Origin of the sequence: Acrocarpospora pleiomorpha, from assembly GCF_009687885.1 — a bacterium.
GTDB lineage: Bacteria > Actinomycetota > Actinomycetes > Streptosporangiales > Streptosporangiaceae > Acrocarpospora > Acrocarpospora pleiomorpha.
The window spans coordinates 49,866-68,018 of sequence record NZ_BLAF01000030.1 but is presented as its reverse complement, the minus strand read 5'-3'; the positions used below and the strand labels follow the sequence as shown (position 1 = coordinate 68,018).

Here is an 18,153-nt window from a genome sequence, read left to right as displayed (position 1 = left end):
CTCCCGAATGCCGGCCCGGCGAACCGGGCCGGCGATTCACGATTAGCGAGCCAGTTCCTTGGCCTTGGCGATGGCCTGCTCGATGCCGCCGACCATGAAGAACGCCTGCTCGGGCAGGTGGTCGTACTCACCCGCGCAGAGGCCCTTGAAGGAGGCGATGGTCTCGTCCAGCGACACGAACTCGCCCGGCTGCCCGGTGAACGCCTCGGCGGCGTACATCGGGTGGGAGAGGAAACGCTCGATCCGGCGCGCCCGCTGGACGGTGACCTTGTCGTCCTCGGAGAGTTCGTCGATGCCCAGGATGGCGATGATGTCCTGCAGTTCCTTGTACTTCTGCAGGATGCGCTTGGTCTCCTGGGCGACGCTGTAGTGCTCCTCGCCGATGACCTGGGGGTCCAGGATCCGGGAGGAGGAGTCCAGCGGGTCCACCGCCGGGTAGATGCCCTTCTCCGAGATCGGCCGGGAGAGCACCGTCTGCGCGTCCAGGTGCGCGAACGCGTTGTGCGGCGCCGGGTCGGTGATGTCGTCGGCCGGCACGTAGATCGCCTGCATGGAGGTGATCGAGTGACCGCGGGTGGAGGTGATGCGCTCCTGCAGCACGCCCATCTCGTCGGCCAGCGTCGGCTGGTAACCCACCGCGGACGGCATGCGCCCGAGCAGCGTCGACACCTCCGAACCCGCCTGGGTGAACCGGAAGATGTTGTCGATGAACAGCAGCACGTCCTGCTTCTGCACGTCGCGGAAGTACTCCGCCATGGTGAGCGCGGACAGCGCGACCCGAAGACGGGTGCCCGGCGGCTCGTCCATCTGGCCGAAGACGAGCGCGGTGTCCTTGAGAACCCCCGCCTCCTCCATCTCCAGCCAGAGGTCGTTGCCCTCACGCGTACGCTCGCCGACGCCCGCGAAGCACGAGGTGCCGGAGAACTTCAGCGCGACCCGGCGGATCATCTCCTGGATCAGCACGGTCTTGCCCACACCCGCGCCGCCGAACAGGCCGATCTTCCCGCCCTTCACGTACGGCGTGAGCAGGTCGATGACCTTGATGCCGGTGGGCAGCATCTCGGTCCGCGACTCCAGCTGGTCGAACGCCGGGGACGGGCGGTGGATGCCCCAGGTCTCGGTGATCTTCAGGGAGGCGGTCGGCACGTCCAGGGACTCGCCCAGGGCGTTCCACACGTGCCCCTTGACCACGTCGCCGACCGGCACCGAGATCGGCCGGCCCGAGTCGGACACCGCCGCGCCGCGGACCAGGCCGTCGGTGGGCTGCATGGAGATCGCCCGGACCAGGTTGTCGCCCAGGTGCTGGGCCACCTCCAGGGTCAGGGTCTTGGTCACGTCCTGGCCCTCGGTGTTGAGGGTGACGTCGACGTTCAGGGCGTTGTAGATGTCCGGCATCGCCTCGACGGGGAACTCCACGTCGACGACGGGACCGGTGACACGGGCGACGCGGCCCACGCCGGTCTCAACAGTCTGTGCGGTCATTTCACTCTTTCCCCGCGGCGGCGTCGGCCAGCGCGTTCGCGCCACCGACGATCTCGCTGATTTCCTGGGTGATCTCGGCCTGGCGAGCCTGGTTCATCTGCATGGTGAACACGCGGATGAGCTCGTTGGCGTTGTCGGTCGCCGACTTCATCGCGCGCCGCCGGGCGGCCTCCTCCGAGGCCGCCGACTGGAGCAGCGCGGTGAAGATGCGCGACTCGATGTAGCGCGGCAGGAGCGAGTCCAGCACGGCGCTCGCGGTCGGCTCGAACTCGAAGTACGGCAGCGGCACCGGCGGCGGCTCGGTCGTCTCCTCGACCACCAGCGGCAGGATCCGCTTGACCACGACCTCCTGCGTCAGCATCGACACGAACTCGGTCGAGACGATGTGGATCTCGTCGATCCCGTTCTCGGCCGTGAACGCGTTGATCAGCGTGTCCGCGATGGCCTTGGCGTCGGTGTAGGCGGGCCGCCGGGAGAACCCGGTCCACTGCCCGCCCATCTCCCGATGCCGGAAGGTGTGCCAGGTGACACCCTTGCGGCCGGTCACGAACGGCGTCGGCTCGATGCCCTTGCCGCGCAGCAGCCCGGCCAGCGCCTCGGCCTCACGCAGGATGTTGGCGTTGAAGCCGCCGCAGAACCCGCTGTCGCTGGTGACGATGAGCACCCCGGCGCGCCGCGGCTGCTCCTTCGCCACCGTCAGCGGGTGGCTGACCGTGCTGGTGTTGCTGACGACCGCGGAGACGGCGTGGGTGATCTCCCGCTCGTACGGCACCGCCGCCTGCATCCGCAGCTGCGCCTTCACGATGCGCGAGGAGGCGATGAGCTCCTGCGCGCGGGTGATCTTCGCGGTTGACTTGACCGACTTGATCCGCCGCCGCAGCAGTCTGAGCTGGGCGCCCATCGGTCAGCTCTCCTTGGTCTTGCGTACGTGCTTGACGATCTTCTCCTGGCCGACCTCGGCGTCCTCCAGCGGCGCCACCGGCTCGTCCTTGACCAGCTGCTCGCCGGAGGAGGTGATGAAGCTCTTCTTGAACTCGGTGATCGCGCTCTTCAGCGTGGTCAGCGCGTCGTCGCCGAGGTCCTTGGACTCCCGGATGCCGTCGAAGACGCCCTTGTGGCTGCTCGACAGGTATTCCAGGAACGACGCCTCGAACCGGCGGATGTCCTCCAGCGGGACGTCGTCGAGCTCGCCGGTGGTGCCGGCCCACACCGAGACGACCTGCTTCTCGACCGGGAACGGCGAGTACTGCGACTGCTTGAGCAGCTCCACCAGGCGGGAACCGCGCTCCAGCTGGGCCCGCGAGGTCGCGTCCAGGTCGGACGCGAAGGACGCGAACGCCTCCAGGTCACGGAACTGGGAGAGCGAGAGGCGGAGCGTGCCCGCCACCTTCTTCATGGCCTTGATCTGGGCCGAGCCGCCGACTCGGGAGACCGAGACGCCGACGTTGATGGCCGGGCGCACGCCCGAGTTGAACAGGTCGGTCTCCAGGAAGCACTGACCGTCGGTGATGGAGATGACGTTGGTCGGGATGAACGCCGACACGTCGTTGCCCTTGGTCTCGATGATCGGCAGGCCGGTCATCGAGCCGGAGCCCATGTCCTCCGACAGCTTCGCGCAACGCTCCAGGAGCCGCGAGTGCAAGTAGAACACGTCGCCGGGGAACGCCTCGCGGCCCGGCGGGCGGCGCAGCAGCAGCGAGACCGCGCGGTAGGCGTCGGCCTGCTTGGTCAGGTCGTCGAAGATGATGAGCACGTGCTTGCCCTGGTACATCCAGTGCTGCCCGATGGCGGAACCGGTGTAGGGGGCGAGGTACTTGAATCCCGCCGGGTCGGACGCCGGAGCGGCCACGATGGTCGTGTACTCCAGCGCGCCCGCCTCCTCCAGGCGGCCCTTGACCTGCGCGATCGTCGAACCCTTCTGGCCGACGGCGACGTAGACGCAGCGCACCTGCTTCGCCGGGTCGCCGGACAGCCAGTTGTCCTTCTGGTTGAGGATCGTGTCCACCGCGATGGCCGTCTTGCCGGTGCCGCGGTCGCCGATGATCAGCTGGCGCTGGCCGCGGCCGATCGGCGTCATGGCGTCGATCGCCTTGAGGCCGGTCTGCAGCGGCTCCTTCACCGGCTGCCGCTGGACCACCGAAGGCGCCTGGGTCTCCAGGGCACGACGGCCCTCGGCCTCGATCGCGCCCTTGCCGTCCAGCGGGTTGCCCAGCGGGTCGACCACACGACCGAGGAAGTTGTCGCCGATCGGCACGGACAGGACGTTGCCCGTCCGCCGCACCTGCTGGCCTTCCTCGATGTTGCTGAAGTCGCCCAGGATGACCACACCGATCTCCCGGACGTCCAGGTTCAGCGCCAGGCCACGCGTGCCGTCCTCGAACTCCAGCAGCTCGTTCGCCATCGTCGAGGGCAGGCCGGAGACATGGGCGATGCCGTCGCCGCAGTCCACGACGGTCCCGATCTCCTCGCGCGCCGCGCCTTCCGGCTCGTACGCCTGGACGAAGCGCTCAAGCGCGTCCCGAATCTCGTCCGGCCGGATCGTCAGCTCCGCCATCTCTTCCTGTCTCCCTATTTCGCCTAGCCGGCCAACCGGCGGCGGACTTCTTCAATTCGTCCAGCGATGGTGGTATCGATGATCTCGTCCCCGATCTTGATCGAGAACCCACCGAGCACCTTGGGGTCCACCTCCACGTTCAGGTGGACGTCACGGCCGTAGGTCGCCCGCAGCCAGGCGGCGAGCCGCTCCTTCTGCTGATCCGAGAGCGGTACGGCGCTGCTGACCACGGCCACCAGGCGCTGCCGCTGCAACGCGACCAGCCGGCCGTACTCGTCCAGGCCCGACTCCAGGCTACGCCCGCGCGGGTGCACCGCGAGATGCGTGAGCAGGCGAAGCGTGGCCGGAGCGACCTTGTCGGCGAGCAGTTCGGCGAGCAGCCGCTCCTTGCCGGGCTTGGCCGGGTCGGCGAGCACGCGCCGCAGCTCCGGGTTGGCGGCCAGGATCCGGCCGAACCGGAACAGCTCGTCCTCGACGTCGTCCAGCTGCTCGTGGCTTTCCGCCTCGGTCGCGGCGGCGATCACGCCGAGCCGCTCGACGGCGTCGGCCAGGTCACCCGACGTCGACCATCTGGCCTCGACCACGGCCACCGTGGCCTCCAGCGCGGCCGTGCTCACCTTGCCGTCCAGCAGGGCGCGGATGGCGCCCGCCTTCGCGGCCGCGGGGCGGGACGCGTCGGAGAGCGTGCGGCGCAGACCGTGCTCGCGGTCGAACAGGTCGGCCACCGCGAAGAGCTCGTCGGCCAGCTCGCCCAGGTCGGCCGAACCGGCGACGCTGTTGAACCGCTCCTCGACCTCGGCCAGGGACGTCCTGCTCAGACCGCGCATTACCGAACCGCCGCGTTGGTGGTCTCGAGCTCCTCGAGGAACCGGTCGACGATGCGGCGCTGGCGGGCCTCGTCCTCCAGCGACTCGCCGACGATGCGTCCGGCCAGGTCGGTGGAGAGGCGGCCGATCTCGGCGCGCAGCTGGGTGAGGGCCTGCTGCTTGTCCGCCTCGATCTGGGCGTGCGCGGCCGCGATGATGCGCTGCGCCTCGACCCTGGCCTCCTCCTGGAGTTCCGCCTTGATCTGGGCGCCCTGCTCGCGGGCCTCGTCCCGAAGCCGGGCGGCCTCCTGGCGGGCCTCCTGGAGCCGGTCGTGGTACTGCTTGAGCACCGACTGGGCCTCGGCCTGCGCGTCCTCGGCCTTCTTGATCCCGCCCTCGATCGCCTCGGTCCGGTCGGCCAGAGCCTTCTGGATGCGCGGGGTGAGGATACGACCGACGACGATCACGACGACCGCGAACGAGAAGACGCCGACGACCAGTTCGTACGTGTGCGGGAGTAGGGGGTTGGTGCCCTCCGCGGCCAGGAGCGTAGCTGCCAATTTCATGGGTGCAGCCTTCCGTCAATAAGTCGTTCGTTACTGACCGAACATGAACGGCGCGACCAGGCCGATCAGGGCCAGGGCCTCGGTAAGGACGAAGCCGAGCAGCATGTTCTGGCGGATCAGGCCGTACGCCTCAGGCTGGCGCGCGATGGCCTGGACACCCTGACCGAAGATGATGCCGACGCCGATGCCGGGGCCGATGGCGGCGAGGCCGTAACCGATGGAACCGAGGGAGCCGGTGACCTCAGCGAGGACGCTCATTTTCTCTTCCTTTACTGGGTGGGCCGATAGGGGATGTCCCCCCACCGGTCTGGGCAAACTTGGTGTTGCTGAAGCTCTAGTGGTCGGCGTGCAGCGAGTTGCCGATGTACATGGCGGCCAGCATCGCGAACAGGAACGCCTGCAGGAACTGGATGAACATCTCGAACCCGGTCATCGCAATCGTCATGACGACGCCGACGACCCCGAGGCCCGCGCCCAGCGGGGTGAGTTTTTCGAACACGAACCAGAACCCGACCAGGCTGAAGAAGGCCAGGATGATGTGGCCCGCGAACATGTTCGCGAACAGTCGGACCGCGTGCGTGAAGGGCGCGATGATCAGGTTCGACAGGAACTCGATGGGGGCGAGCAGGAAGTAGATCGGCTTGGGCAGGCCCGGGGGGAACATCATGTTCTTGAAGTAGCCGATCGGCCCCTGGTGCTTGATGCCCAGGTAGATCTTGAGCACGTAGATGGTGGCGGCCAGCACGATGGGGAAGGCGATGTGCGAGGCGACCGGGAACTGCAGGAGGGGGATCACGCCCATCAGGTTCCAGATCCACACCAGGAAGAAGATGCTGAGCAGCAGGCCCATCCACCGGTCGGCGTCCTTGCCCAGGAAGGGCCGGGCGACCTGGTCGCGGACGAACATGTAGCCCATCTCGCCCACGTTCTGGATGCCCCGCGGCACCAGCTTGGGCTTGGCGAAGGCGGACCAGCAGAAGACCACCACGATCAGCGTGCTGAGGATGGCGAGCAGGACCGGCTTGGTGAGCCAGGTGACTCCGGCGATCAGCGGAGGAGCGTCAAAGAGCTCCAGGCCCGGAGGGGTGAACACATCCTCGGAAGCCCCGGAAGCCCCGGAAGCGAGGACCGTCAGCGTATTCACGCGGCGTTCCCTTCAGCGTGATAGTGGATCGTCAAAGAGGCTTCGTCGGCCGGACGGCCAGGGGCTAGCTGCCGTACTTCCGGTAGACCAGGTAGACAGCGAGGACTACGCCCAGGATCAGGCCGATGGGCGTGAACGCGACCACGCCTGTCCACCGGCTCAGCAACCAGCCTGCACCGCCATACAAGATCATCCCGCTGAGCAGATAGCTGGGGACCGACCAGGCGGCGCTGGCGAAGTCGCGGCCGTCGTCCTCGGGCCGGAGTTTCCTGTCGCTCATCGCGGGGCCGACGATAGCAGTCTAGGGGGTGACTAGTCATATCGGGCTGCTCACGCGCCATCGGAACCCGGGACTTTGGTATCCGGGTCTGCATAGAGCATCTTCAACTTCATGAATCCGCGCATCTCACCCACCGTCCAGGCCACGGTGCCGACGATGGCCGCCCAGCCGAAGGCGCGCGGCTCGAAAACGGTGGCCGTCTCGAAGGTCTTCAGCAGCACCATCAGGACGATGACCTTGACCAGGTAGCTGAGCACGGCGGCGGTCATCATCATCATCGGCGAGATCCGGCTCGCGTAGGCGACCACGACCAGGCCGACGGTAAAGAAGACGACCACCACCACCAGGCCGATCACGGCGCCGAGCGCGCCCGGGAATCCCGCCAGGACGGCCGCCAAAGCGATAACGACCAGCCCCACCAGCACTGTAGGCACGGCGGCGCCCTTGAGTACGCGCACGTCGTTGGCCTGCATCACGACTCCCAAAGCCTGTTGTCAACAACCGAGCGTTTGCTTCCCCCTACTTAGGGGTCCCTGCTAGTGAAAGCTATCACAAGCTCTGCGGGGAACGCCTTTACCTGCTTTTTCGGGGCATTTCACCCGGTTGTTGCCGTGGCGCGGGGTGTGGCGGTGGCGGCAGCCGTACCCGACTGGCTGTCGGAGGAGTCGGCCGGCGGGGGCATTCTATTGGCGGCGTGCGCCCCGCCACGCCCGTTCCTGCCGGTGGTCCGCCAGCGCTGGCGGGACAGCAGGACCAGGATGGCGAGGGCGACCGCGATGATCGGCGGGAACACCGCGACGGGCACGCCCTCGACCGAGAGCGCGACCAGGGCGAAGGCGAACAGGAACGTCCAGGCGTACATGATCAGGACGCTGCGGCGGTGGGAGTGGCCGATGTCCAGGAGGCGGTGGTGCAGGTGGCCGCGGTCGGGGGCGAACGGGGACTGGCCCGCCGAGGTGCGCCGGACCACCGCCATGATCAGGTCGGCCAGCGGGAGCACCATGACGGCGACAGGGAGCAGCACAGGCAGCAGCAGGGGGAACCGGTTGACCTGCAGGGCCGCGCTCGGCACCGAGGAGATGATGGTGACCAGCGAGGTGGCCAGGATCAGGCCGATCAGCATGGCGCCGGTGTCGCCCATGAAGATCTTGGCCGGGTTGAAGTTGTGCGGCAGGAAGCCGATGCACATGCCGATCAGGAGTGCGGCCACCACGGCGGTGAGGTTGATGCGGGTGGCCTGCAGGCTCTGCGACAGGACCATCGAGTAGACCAGGGTGGCCAGCGCCGCGATGCCGACGATGCCGGCCGCCAGGCCGTCCAGGCCGTCGACGAAGTTCACCGCGTTGATGGTGACGACCACGATCAGGATGGTGATGACAACCTGGAGGTTGGTGTCCAGGCTCAGCTCGCCGCCCATGTTGGAGGGCAGCGGCAGGTAGCGCAGGGTGACCCCGTAGTAGACCAGCAGGCCCCCGGCGGCGATCTGGCCGCCCAGCTTGACCAGCGCGTCCATGCCGAGCCAGTCGTCCAGGAAGCCGGTCACCACGATCAGGCCGCCCGCCGCGAGCAGCGCCATCGCGGTCTGGCCCGACTGCTGGGCCAACGCGGGGCCCACATAGGGCAGGTTGGTGGCCACGAGCAGGCCCGCGGCCATGCCGCCGAACATGGCGAGACCGCCCAGGCGTGGGGTGGGCACCTTGTGCACATCACGTTCCCTGACCTCGGGCGCCGCGCCGATGCGCAGCGCGAAGGCCCGGACCGGAGGCACCAGCAGATAGGTGACAACGGCGGTGACGAGGGCAACAAGGAAGTATTCCCGCACGGACTTAGTTTCCCGGATTGAAGGACCAGTTGTGACGGTAAAACGGCACAGACTCCGACGAAACATTCGCTCGATTGGGCGATCTGGACGCCTACCGGTCTCCTGACGCTAGCGCACGCCGCTTGCGGGGCACTTGAAGCTTGCCCTCAGGAGTACGCGTGCGGGGCGCCCGCTTTGCTGGGCACCCAGCGCGGCGTGTCGGCCGCCTCGTCGCTGATCGCGGTCAGCACAGCCTGGCGATACAGGCCGAGGCGGTTACGCCACTCGCCGATATCCTGCACGTAGCGTTTCGCCACGGGAGCGTCCCAGACGTCGGTGCTTCTCGCCATCTGGTACGGCTTGTCCAGCGACGTGGTGAGTTGTTCCATCAGCGGGAGGACCTGGAACCAGAGGTCCACCAGGCGCTGGTACTCCGGGTTGAAGACCCAGGTGGTGGCCTGGCCGCCCGGGGCCAGCAGGTCGGCGCTGGACGGCGCGGGCGGGGTCTCGCCCGGCTGGAGTGGGCGCGGCGCGGGGGGATCGACGTAACTCAAGCTCTCTCCTGCGGCTCTTACGCGCCGGGGGCGGGGATCGGCTGGTCTGGGTCGTTGGGGCCGACACTGCCGGCCGGGCCGTCGGGTTCGATCGTCATGGGCGCCCATTCGCCGGTGCCCCACTCCCCTGCGGGGACCGAGACGCTGGGCATGTCCATGGGTTCGATCTCGCCGTGGAGCTGGATGAGGGCGCGGAGCGCGTCGTCGGTCGGCGGGTTGGCCGGGGCGGACAGCACGTCGCCCGGCTGCTGGGCGGCGAGCGCGCGCGGGTCGATCTCCTCGGCGGAACCGATCAGGAGGGTGGGTTCGGGGTTGAGCGAGCCCGCCCATTCGTTGCCCGAGATGCTGGGCATGTCCATCGGGCCGATGTTCTCGTGCAGGGCGATCAGGGCGCGGAGCGCGTCGTCGTCCAGCTGACCGGCGGGCACGGAGAGCACGTCACCCGGCTGCTGCGCGGCGAGCGTCCGCGGATCGATCGTGGCTCCCGACCCGTTCGATCCGTAGTTTCCTGACGCCGTGTTCTCCGAGGTTCCGGGGCGTTCCGAGGTTCCCGGGCTCGGGCAGTCGTCGCCGTCGCGTGCCGGAGGGTTCTGGGCGGACGGCGAATCCTGATCACGCGGGGAATCCTGGACGGGCGGCTGATCCTGACCGCGTGGCTGGTCCTGCGCGGGTGGCTGGTCCTGGCCACGCGGCGAATCCTGCGCGGGCGGCTGATCCTGGCCACGCCCATAATCCTGCGTGGGTGGCTGGTCCTGCCCGCGTGGCTGGTCCTGTACGGGCGGCTGATCTTGGCCGCGCGGCGAGTCCTGGGTGGGGGTGTCCTGGCTGGGTCCAGGGTTCTGGGCGGGCAGGTCGCCGCCCGCTCCGATGGCTGACGGCTCGCCCTGGCCGAGTGGGGCGGTGGGGCCGATGATGTCCGGTGAACCGGACGGCGCCTCGGTCAGGTTGTCCGCAGTTCCGGAGGAACTGTCAGCTCTGGACGGGGGCTCCTCGGTGAGGTTGTCGGCCGGGGTGCCGATGTAGTCACCCATCGGGTCGCCTGGGGCGAGGCCCGGGTTGGTGAGCCCGGCCGGGTTGGCGGAACCGGAGGAGTTGTCGGGTCCGGACGGGGAGTACGGGGGTTCCTCGGTGAGGTTGTCGGCCGGGGTGCCGATGTACTCGCCCATCGGGTCGCCGGGGGCCAGCCCAGGCTGGGGCGGGTCGAAGGGGATGGTCGGTTCCATCGGCTGCACCAGACCGGCCGGGCCTTGAGGTTGCGGTCCGTCGCCGTTGGTGATGTAGACACCGTCCAGCGTGTTGGGGGTGTCGATTGGTTGGATCTCCTGCATGTGCTCGCTCAACCAGGCCAGATACGCATCCGACGGCTGGTTGAGCGGGGTGGAGACGACCTTCACCCCATCCACAATGATCACCTGACGCCCACCGGTCTGATCGATGTCGTCCCGATGATCCTTCCGCGGTGTGTCCACCTGAGAGTCATCGTCACAAGGCTGCTTCGGCTCGACAGGCCGCTCATCTTCACCCTTGGACGGCGGGGGCTGCTCGGACTCGCCCTTAGAAGGTGGCGGCTGCTCCGACTCACCCTTCGACGGCGGAGGCTGCTCCGACTCACCCTTTGTGGGTGGTTTTTCGGGTTCGTCCTTGGAGTCGGGCTTTTCGGGAGGGCCGTCGGAGGCGGGTTTGCTGGGTTTGGGGTCTTCGGCGGGCTGGGTGGTGTCGGTGGAGGGGCCGCCGGAGGGGTTGGAGGGCTTCTCGTCGGTGGAGGGACGAGGTGGGGGGTCCTGCTTCTCGCGCTTCTCGAGGAGGGCGAGGCGGGCCGAGACGTCCCTGACCATGGTGGCGCCCGCGTCGGCGACCTGGGAGGGGCGGTGGGTGGGGCGGATGGGGACGCCGGCGGTTCTGGTGAACTGGGCCACCTTCGCCTCGACGAGGTCCATCTGCTCGCCCGCACGAGTGATCTGCGCCAGGAGTTCCCGGACCAGCTTGGGGTCCATCCCGTCCAGCTTCGCCATGAGCACGCTCCGCGAGAAGTCAGCGTCAATGGTCGCGCTGGCTGCGGGCGCAGCGGCCGGGCGCGCTTCCTTGATTCACGGTAGCTTCGGCGGACGCCGTACACGGAGGGCGATAGCCAGACGGCATGAATCGGCCCTAATGGATCAACCGGAGGTTGGCCAGGCCGAATATCGGGGACAAGACAGGGATTACCCGGGAACCCGAGGTCGTCATTCCCCGGTGAGAATGCCGCTCTTGGCGGTGCCTCAGTCGGTCGCCAGATAGCCCACGATGGCCTTGATCTTGTCGGCCGGGATCGCCCCCTGGCGGAGCACGCGCGGGACCGCTGTGGTGAGATCCAGGATCGTGGAGGGCACACTGTCCTCACACGGTCCACCGTCCAGATAGACGGCGACGGACTCGCCGAGCTGCTCCTCGGCCTCGGCCGCGGTGATCGCGGGCGCCGCGCCGGAACGGTTGGCGCTGGAGACGGCCATCGGCCCGGTCTCCTTGAGCAGGTCGAGGGCGACCCCGTGCAGCGGCATGCGCAACGCCACCGTGCCCTTGGTCTCCCCCAGATCCCAGGTCAGCGACCGGTTCACCCGGCAGATCAGGGTCAGCGGCCCCGGCCAGAACGCGTCCACCAGATCCTGCCCGTACGTCCCGAGCCCCTCCACCAGCGCGTTCGCCGCCCGCACGGTCCCCACCAGCACCGGCACCGGCATGTCCCGCCCCCGGCCCTTGGCTTCGAGCAGCGCGGTGACCGCGGTCGGGGTGAACGCGTCCGCGCCGATGCCGTACACGGTGTCGGTCGGCAGCACGACGAGCTCGCCGCCGCGCACCGCCGAGACCGCGTCGATCAGCCCGGACGCCCGCTCACCGGGGTTCGCACACACATACCGACGACTCATGACATCCCTCACTCTTGACCGAACTTGGCCGTGACAAAACGATCCCGCCCGGTCAGATCCTGCCGCAGCCGCGCGTCCCGCCACCCGTTGTCCTCGGAGAACAGCCAGTAAACGGCGTTGCCCTGCTCGTCCGCGTGCTCCACCGCGACCAGACCGCCGGGCCGCAGCAGCCGCCTGGCCGTGCGCTCCACCGCTCTGACCTCGTCCAGGCCATCCTCGCCCGAGCCGTACAGCGCGCGGCTGGGATCGTAGTCGCGGACCTCGGGGTCGCGCGGCACCGCCCCCGGCGGAATGTACGGCGGGTTTGAGATGACCAGATCCACCTGCCCGTCCAGCTCCGGCAGGCAGTCGGCGAGATCCTCCGGATGCAGCGAGGTACGCCCCTGCCCGTGCTCGAGGATGTTCCGCTTCGCCCAGCCGTACGCCACCGGGTCGATCTCCACCGCGTGCACCTGGGCCAGCGCGACCTCCTGGGCGATCGACAGCGCGATCGCGCCGGAACCCGTACCCAGATCGACCACCACCGGGGAGGCCACGTCCATCTCGCTCAGCCGGTCGATGGCCCAGCCCGCGACCACCTCGGTCTCCGGGCGCGGCACGAAGACGCCGGGCCCGACCTCCAGCGAAAGGTAACGGAAGTATGCCCTTCCGGTTATGTGCTGGAGCGGCTCCCGGGATTCGCGGCGGGCGACGCCCTCCCAGAACAGGGCGTCGAAGTCGGAGTCCTTGACGGAGTGCAGCCGCCCCCGGCTGACTCCGTGGACGAACGCGGCGATCTCCTCGGCGTCGGTGCGCGGCGAGGGCACACCGGCCTCGGCGAGCCGGGCGGTGGCGAGGGCGATCTCGTCCAGGAGGAAGGTCATGATTTCACTGGGTTCATTTACAGGGTTCAGGAGTGGGCGGCCAGTTTCTCCGCCAGCTCGGCGTCGAGGAGTGCCTGGATGACGGCGTCCAGGTCGCCGTCGAGGACCTGGTCCAGGTTGTAGGCCTTGAAGCCGACCCGGTGGTCGGAGATGCGGTTCTCCGGGAAGTTGTAGGTCCGCACCCGTTCCGACCGGTCCACGGTGCGGATCTGCGACTTGCGCTCGGCCATCGCGGCGGCGTTGGCCTCCTCCTCGGCCAGCGCCTGCAGCCGGGCCCGCAGCACGCGCATCGCCGACTCCTTGTTCTGCAGCTGGCTCTTCTCGTTCTGGCAGGAGACGACGACGCCGGTCGGCAGGTGGGTGATCCGCACCGCCGAGTCGGTGGTGTTCACGCTCTGCCCGCCGGGACCGCCGGAGCGGTAGACGTCGATGCGCAGGTCGTTCGGGTCGATCTGGACGTCGACCTCCTCGGCCTCGGGGTAGACCAGCACCCCGGCGGCGGAGGTGTGGATGCGCCCCTGCGACTCGGTGGCCGGAACGCGCTGCACCCGATGCACGCCGCCCTCGAACTTGAGCCGCCCCCAGGCGCCGTTCTTGGCCTTGATCGCGACCGTGACGTCCTTGTACCCGCCCAGATCGGAGTGCTGCGCATCGATGATCTCGGTACGGAAACCGACCCGTTCCGCGTATCGCTGGTACATCCGCAGGAGGTCGCCCGCGAACAGGGCCGACTCCTGGCCGCCCTCGCCCGCCTTGATCTCCATGATGATGTCTTTGTCGTCGTTGGGGTCGCGCGGCACGAGCAGGTGCTTGAGCCGTTCCTCCAGCGCCGGAATCCGCAGCTCCAGCTCGTCCGCCTCGGCGGCGAACGAGGGGTCCTCGCCGGCCAGCTCCCTGGCGGCCTTGATGTCTTCGCGGACGCCGTCCAGCTCGCGGTAGGTGGCCACGATGGGGGTCAGCGCCGCATACCTCTTGCCGTACGCCTTCGCCTTGGCCTGGTCGGCGTGCACGGCCGGATCGGCGAGTTTGCGCTCAAGATCCGTGTACTCGCCGATGAGCTCATCGAGATTCACCGTGCCACCCTTCTTATGGCCGCGCCTCCGGCGCGGCGGGCTTGGCCGCCTTCAGCCTGCGTCTTCCCTCGTCACTCCGGCCGCTCCGCGACCTGCGTTCCTCAGTCCAGACACAGGCGCGGCCAAGCCGGGACATACGACCTACGGTGCGGCGGTTACCCAATCACCAAGAACGCCGACCCGGGTCCGTCCCCCACGACGAAAGGGGACGATCCGAGTCGGCGTCTGGTAAGTAGCTACTTGCCCGCGGTCTTCTTGCCGAAGCGGGCTTCGAAGCGGGCCACCCGGCCACCGGTGTCGAGGATCTTCTGCTTGCCCGTGTAGAACGGGTGGCAGGCCGAGCAGACGTCGGCGTGGATCGAACCGCTGGTGGCGGTGCTCCGCGTAGTGAACGTGTTCCCACACGTGCATGTCACGTTGGTGACGACATACGCGGGGTGGATGTCGGGCTTCATACCTATTTCCTCTCCGAGGGGCGGTCGCCGGGTCGCCTCTGCCAGCCTGGGGGCGGGAACCGGAACCGCTGCGGTTCGGCTACCAGTGTGCCAGATGCTGGAACCCTCCCAGGCCAATCCGCATTCCCGGGGCCAGATCGGGAGCCTGGGAACTCCGTGAGAACCCACACGATCAGGTGGACCTCGCCCCACCAGCCCCAGTAGGCTCACGTGCTCAAACCCGAACTTTTCCCTCAAAATTACCTAAGTTAGGGGAATCCATGAGGAAAGGCCTGCGGAATCTCATTGCAGGCGTGAGCGGGGCGGCGATGATCGCCAGCGGTGTGGCCATCACCGCAACCCCCGCCAGTGCGGCTACCGAGTTCTCCGGTAGCCCTACGTTTGTGGACTCGTTCTTGCCTCCTAGCGGCAGCAGCGTGATTGATTTCTCGATCAAGCTGGTTGATCCCTACATCACCACCGCCGGAGCTGACCTGGGCAAGCCCGCCAAGAAGATCTGGGCGCGCTACACCAAGGACGACACCGCCACGACGCCGACGTATGCCAACGCCAATATCACGCAGCCGGCGAACGTGACGGCGATCCCCAACCCCCACGAAGTCATCGTCAAGGGCAGCGTCCCGGCCTCGGTGAGCGACACTCCGAGCGACAAGTGGAGGCTGCAGCTTGGGCTGACCGCGCCTGACGCTACGGCCGAGCCAACGTCCTGGACGTCCTTCGAATTCGTCGTCGCCGCGGCCACCAAGGTGACCAACTTCGACATCGACCCGGACAACGTCACGCTGAAGTCCGGTTCCTCTGTCGATGTGGGCGTTCGCGCCATCGTCGAGAAGGCCGGGGGCGAGGTCTTCAAGGACGCGCGCGTCGAGAGCGACTCGACCTCTGACTACTACTCGCTGCAGACCGGCTTCGAGGCGGACGACAAGACCTACTACGACTACGTCTCGATGGACTCCTCCACCGCGACCGGTCGCTGGCAGGCCAAGCTCACCTTCACCCGTGGCACCAAGACGTACGAGTTCGTCAAGAGCTTCAACGTCAGCAAGGGCACCACGTCCAAGGCCAAGTCGAAGATCACCTTCAAGGTGAGCCCGACGAAGGTCAAGAAGGGCAAGTCCGTCAAGATGTACGGGATCGTCTACCGCGGCTACACCTCGTGGGGCCCCTGGAAGAAGAAGATCCTCAAGCTCTACTTCAAGAAGAAGGGCACCAAGACCTGGAAGTTCGCGGGCTACATCGGCGCGAACAACTCCGGCAAGTTCACCAAGACCGTGAAGCCGAAGTACGACGGCTACTGGCGTGTTGGCGCCTTCGCCACCTCGGTCACACTCGGTAAGTGGTCGTCCTACAAGTACGTAGACGTCCGCTAGCTCAAACCCCGAAAGCTCGCACAGAAGTCCGTTTCTGTGCGAGCTTTCACGTTTTCAGGTACGTTATGCCCTTTGGCTGGACGACTCCCACCAGCCCCACTAGGCTCACAAGCCCGACTTTTCCCTCCAATTGACAGATGTAAGGGGCCATCCAACATGAGGAAGACCCTGCGGCTGGTACTCGCGGCCGCAACGGGGGCCATGGTTCTCACGGCAGGTGCGGCCATCACCGTCGTCGCTCCCGCGAACGCCATAAGCTCCGCAGTTGCCGACCCCACGATTGGTGCCATCACGGTCAGCGACAACTTTGTCCCCCCAAGCGGGAGCGACAAGATTCCGTTCAAATTCACCGTGACGACTCCGCCTTTCCTCAACGGCAAAGCACCCAAGGTGACAGCCGTCTTCTACAAGGAGGGCGACGCGACTAGCGGTGCCGGTACTGCCGCCACGGTCAACGCCATCGCTGACATAGCGGCTACCGCGACCCCTCCGGCCACGCTCGACGTCACCGGCTCGGTTCCGATCACCTCCTCGGACAAGCCGACCACGGACACCGGAAAGTGGACGATCAAGGTCACGGTCGCCCCTGAGTCGGGAACAACCCCAGCCGCCGTAAGTAGGGACGACACCTTCACTGTCGCCAAGGCCACCCGGGTGACCAGTGCGAGCGTCGACCCCAGCACGGTCAAGCTCAAGTCCGGCTCGGACATCGACGTCTACGCGGCGTTCAAGCTGGAGCGCGGCGGCGCGGCCAACGACGAGAAGGTCACCGATGTCCGGCTGGAGAGCAAGGACAGCGACGACTACTACTCGCTGAACACCGGGCTGGAGTCGGACGACTCCTACCACGACTCGACCTCGATGGACTACGACACCACGGCCGGTGCGTGGCAGCTCAAGGTCAGCGTCACCCGTGGCTCCAAGACGTACGCCTTCGTCAAGGGCTTCTCGGTCACCAAGGGCACCACCGGCAAGGCCAAGTCGAAGATCACGCTGGTCGCGTCGCCGTCCAAGGTGAAGAAGGGCAAGACGACCAAGCTCTACGGCAAGGTCTACCGCGGCTACACCTCGTGGGGCGCCTGGAAGAAGAAGATCCTCAAGCTCTACTTCAAGAAGAAGGGCACCAAGACCTGGAAGTTCGTCGGCTACGTCGGCTCGAACTCCTCCGGCAAGTACAGCAAGACCGTCAAGCCCAAGTACGACGGCTACTGGCGCCTGGGGGCAACCGCCTCCAGCCAGACCAAGTCGTCCTGGTCCCCGTCGAAGTTCGTCGACGTGCGATAACTCGCCGTTGAAATACTCGCCCCCGTGTCCGGGCCTGGACACGGGGGCGTTTTTCATGCCCAGCCCATATCCCAGAACCAACACCAACCCAAAGCCTCACACCGCCCAAGAAACCCCACCCAGGGCCACCTCCACAGCCCAACGCGCGGGCGTGCGCCGGGTGGAGGCCCTTGTCGGCCCAAGAAGCCCCACCCAGGGTCACTTCGACAGCCCAACGCCCCCACCCAGGGCCCAGCTCGATGCCCGAGTGCCGTACCTCAATGCCCCAGATAGGCGAGCACGGCGAGCACCCTGCGGTGATCGTCCGGTGCGGGATCCAGTTCGAGCTTGAGGAAGATGCTGGAGATGTGCTTCTCGACCGCCCCCTCGGAGATGACCAGCCGGGCGGCGATGGCGCTGTTGGAGCGTCCTTCCGCCATCAGCCCCAGCACCTCGTTCTCCCGCCCGCTCAGCCGTTCCCTCGGCAGGCGGCGCCGGCTCAGCAACTGCACGACCACGTCGGGATCGATGACCGTCCCGCCCCCGGCCACCCGCCATACCGCGTCGAAGAACTCGGCCACGTCGGAGATGCGCTCCTTGAGCAGGTATCCGACGGCGGCGGCGCCACCGCCGATCAGCTCGGTCGCATACCGCTCCTCGACATACTGCGACAGGACCAGGATCGGGAAGCCCGGCCGCCGTGACCGCACCTCCAGCGCGGCGCGCAACCCCTCATCGGTGTGCGAGGGCGGCATGCGCACGTCGACCACCGCCAAGTCGGGCAGGTGCTCCTCAACCGCCGCCACCAGCGCGGGCCCGTCCCCGACGGCCGCGACCGTCGCCACGCCGCCGTCGGCGAGCAGCCGCGTGAGCCCTTCCCGCAGCAGCACGGAATCCTCCGCGATCACGACCCGCATGCCGTCCAGATTAGGGCTCACCACGTGCAGGGCAGCTCCGCCCGGACCAGGGTGGGCCCGCCGGGCGGGCTGTCCACGGTGACGATCCCGTCGATGGTCGCGGCCCGATCGGCCAGCCCCGC

General features: G+C 67.5%; 19 protein-coding genes. 2 read left to right on the top strand and 17 right to left on the bottom strand.

The window, feature by feature from the left end:
* Nucleotides 1–42 precede the first annotated feature (42 nt).
* The 16 genes from atpD to rpmE form a co-directional block, all read right to left on the bottom strand.
* Nucleotides 43–1,482: a F0F1 ATP synthase subunit beta gene (gene atpD / locus Aple_RS26005; RefSeq protein WP_155347324.1), complete on the bottom strand. Its 1,440-nt coding sequence runs from the start codon at nucleotides 1,480–1,482 to the stop codon at nucleotides 43–45.
* A 1-nt stretch (nucleotide 1,483) separates the two neighbouring features.
* Nucleotides 1,484–2,383: a F0F1 ATP synthase subunit gamma gene (locus tag Aple_RS26000; RefSeq protein ID WP_155347323.1), complete on the bottom strand. Its 900-nt coding sequence runs from the start codon at nucleotides 2,381–2,383 to the stop codon at nucleotides 1,484–1,486.
* A gap of 3 nt (nucleotides 2,384–2,386) precedes the next feature.
* Nucleotides 2,387–4,036: a F0F1 ATP synthase subunit alpha gene (atpA, locus tag Aple_RS25995; RefSeq protein WP_155347322.1), complete on the bottom strand. Its 1,650-nt coding sequence runs from the start codon at nucleotides 4,034–4,036 to the stop codon at nucleotides 2,387–2,389.
* Between the two features lie 23 nt (nucleotides 4,037–4,059).
* Nucleotides 4,060–4,863: a F0F1 ATP synthase subunit delta gene (locus tag Aple_RS25990; protein WP_155347321.1), complete on the bottom strand. Its 804-nt coding sequence runs from the start codon at nucleotides 4,861–4,863 to the stop codon at nucleotides 4,060–4,062.
* Nucleotides 4,863–5,408 carry a F0F1 ATP synthase subunit B gene (locus Aple_RS25985; protein ID WP_174889879.1) on the bottom strand — a complete coding sequence of 182 codons (546 nt, stop codon included), beginning with the start codon at nucleotides 5,406–5,408 and terminating at the stop codon, nucleotides 4,863–4,865. The genes Aple_RS25990 and Aple_RS25985 overlap by 1 nt, the downstream gene beginning before the upstream one ends.
* A 30-nt stretch (nucleotides 5,409–5,438) precedes the next feature.
* Nucleotides 5,439–5,666, bottom strand: a complete 228-nt coding sequence (gene atpE / locus Aple_RS25980) for an ATP synthase F0 subunit C (RefSeq protein ID WP_155347320.1) — start codon at nucleotides 5,664–5,666, stop codon at nucleotides 5,439–5,441.
* A gap of 76 nt (nucleotides 5,667–5,742) precedes the next feature.
* On the bottom strand, nucleotides 5,743–6,552 hold the full coding sequence (gene atpB, locus Aple_RS25975) for a F0F1 ATP synthase subunit A (protein WP_155347319.1): 810 nt from the start codon (nucleotides 6,550–6,552) through the stop codon (nucleotides 5,743–5,745).
* A 64-nt stretch (nucleotides 6,553–6,616) separates the two neighbouring features.
* Entirely contained in the window at nucleotides 6,617–6,832 is a 216-nt protein-coding gene (locus Aple_RS25970) for an AtpZ/AtpI family protein (RefSeq protein WP_155347318.1), read from the bottom strand.
* A gap of 50 nt (nucleotides 6,833–6,882) precedes the next feature.
* Nucleotides 6,883–7,305, bottom strand: a complete 423-nt coding sequence (locus Aple_RS25965; protein ID WP_155347317.1) for a Cg1360 family ATP-synthase-associated protein — start codon at nucleotides 7,303–7,305, stop codon at nucleotides 6,883–6,885.
* 122 nt (nucleotides 7,306–7,427) lie between these two features.
* Nucleotides 7,428–8,654, bottom strand: a complete 1,227-nt coding sequence (locus tag Aple_RS25960; protein ID WP_155347316.1) for a glycosyltransferase family 4 protein — start codon at nucleotides 8,652–8,654, stop codon at nucleotides 7,428–7,430.
* A gap of 146 nt (nucleotides 8,655–8,800) precedes the next feature.
* Nucleotides 8,801–9,187 carry a hypothetical protein gene (locus Aple_RS25955; RefSeq protein ID WP_155347315.1) on the bottom strand — a complete coding sequence of 129 codons (387 nt, stop codon included), beginning with the start codon at nucleotides 9,185–9,187 and terminating at the stop codon, nucleotides 8,801–8,803.
* Nucleotides 9,188–9,204: 17 nt separating this feature from the next.
* Entirely contained in the window at nucleotides 9,205–11,199 is a 1,995-nt protein-coding gene (locus Aple_RS25950; RefSeq protein ID WP_155347314.1) for a hypothetical protein, read from the bottom strand.
* Nucleotides 11,200–11,445: 246 nt separating this feature from the next.
* The gene (locus tag Aple_RS25945) at nucleotides 11,446–12,090 is read right to left on the bottom strand and encodes an L-threonylcarbamoyladenylate synthase (RefSeq protein ID WP_155347313.1); all 645 of its coding nucleotides are present in this window, start codon (nucleotides 12,088–12,090) and stop codon (nucleotides 11,446–11,448) included.
* A gap of 8 nt (nucleotides 12,091–12,098) precedes the next feature.
* Nucleotides 12,099–12,953: a peptide chain release factor N(5)-glutamine methyltransferase gene (gene prmC / locus Aple_RS25940; protein WP_155347312.1), complete on the bottom strand. Its 855-nt coding sequence runs from the start codon at nucleotides 12,951–12,953 to the stop codon at nucleotides 12,099–12,101.
* 26 nt (nucleotides 12,954–12,979) lie between these two features.
* A complete protein-coding gene (prfA, locus tag Aple_RS25935) occupies nucleotides 12,980–14,026 on the bottom strand; it encodes a peptide chain release factor 1 (protein ID WP_155347311.1) in 1,047 nt (348 codons plus the stop codon).
* A gap of 236 nt (nucleotides 14,027–14,262) precedes the next feature.
* Nucleotides 14,263–14,481 carry a 50S ribosomal protein L31 gene (rpmE, locus tag Aple_RS25930; protein WP_155347310.1) on the bottom strand — a complete coding sequence of 73 codons (219 nt, stop codon included), beginning with the start codon at nucleotides 14,479–14,481 and terminating at the stop codon, nucleotides 14,263–14,265.
* Nucleotides 14,482–14,897: 416 nt separating this feature from the next.
* Here rpmE and Aple_RS25925 point away from each other — a divergent pair, with 416 nt between their 5' ends.
* Both Aple_RS25925 and Aple_RS25920 read left to right on the top strand, forming a co-directional pair.
* A complete protein-coding gene (locus Aple_RS25925) occupies nucleotides 14,898–15,851 on the top strand; it encodes a hypothetical protein (RefSeq protein WP_155347309.1) in 954 nt (317 codons plus the stop codon).
* 156 nt (nucleotides 15,852–16,007) lie between these two features.
* The gene (locus Aple_RS25920) at nucleotides 16,008–17,135 is read left to right on the top strand and encodes a hypothetical protein (RefSeq protein ID WP_155347308.1); all 1,128 of its coding nucleotides are present in this window, start codon (nucleotides 16,008–16,010) and stop codon (nucleotides 17,133–17,135) included.
* 257 nt (nucleotides 17,136–17,392) lie between these two features.
* On the opposite strand, the gene Aple_RS25915 is transcribed toward Aple_RS25920, so the two are convergent.
* On the bottom strand, nucleotides 17,393–18,031 hold the full coding sequence (locus Aple_RS25915; RefSeq protein WP_155347388.1) for a response regulator transcription factor: 639 nt from the start codon (nucleotides 18,029–18,031) through the stop codon (nucleotides 17,393–17,395).
* Nucleotides 18,032–18,153: the final 122 nt, after the last annotated feature.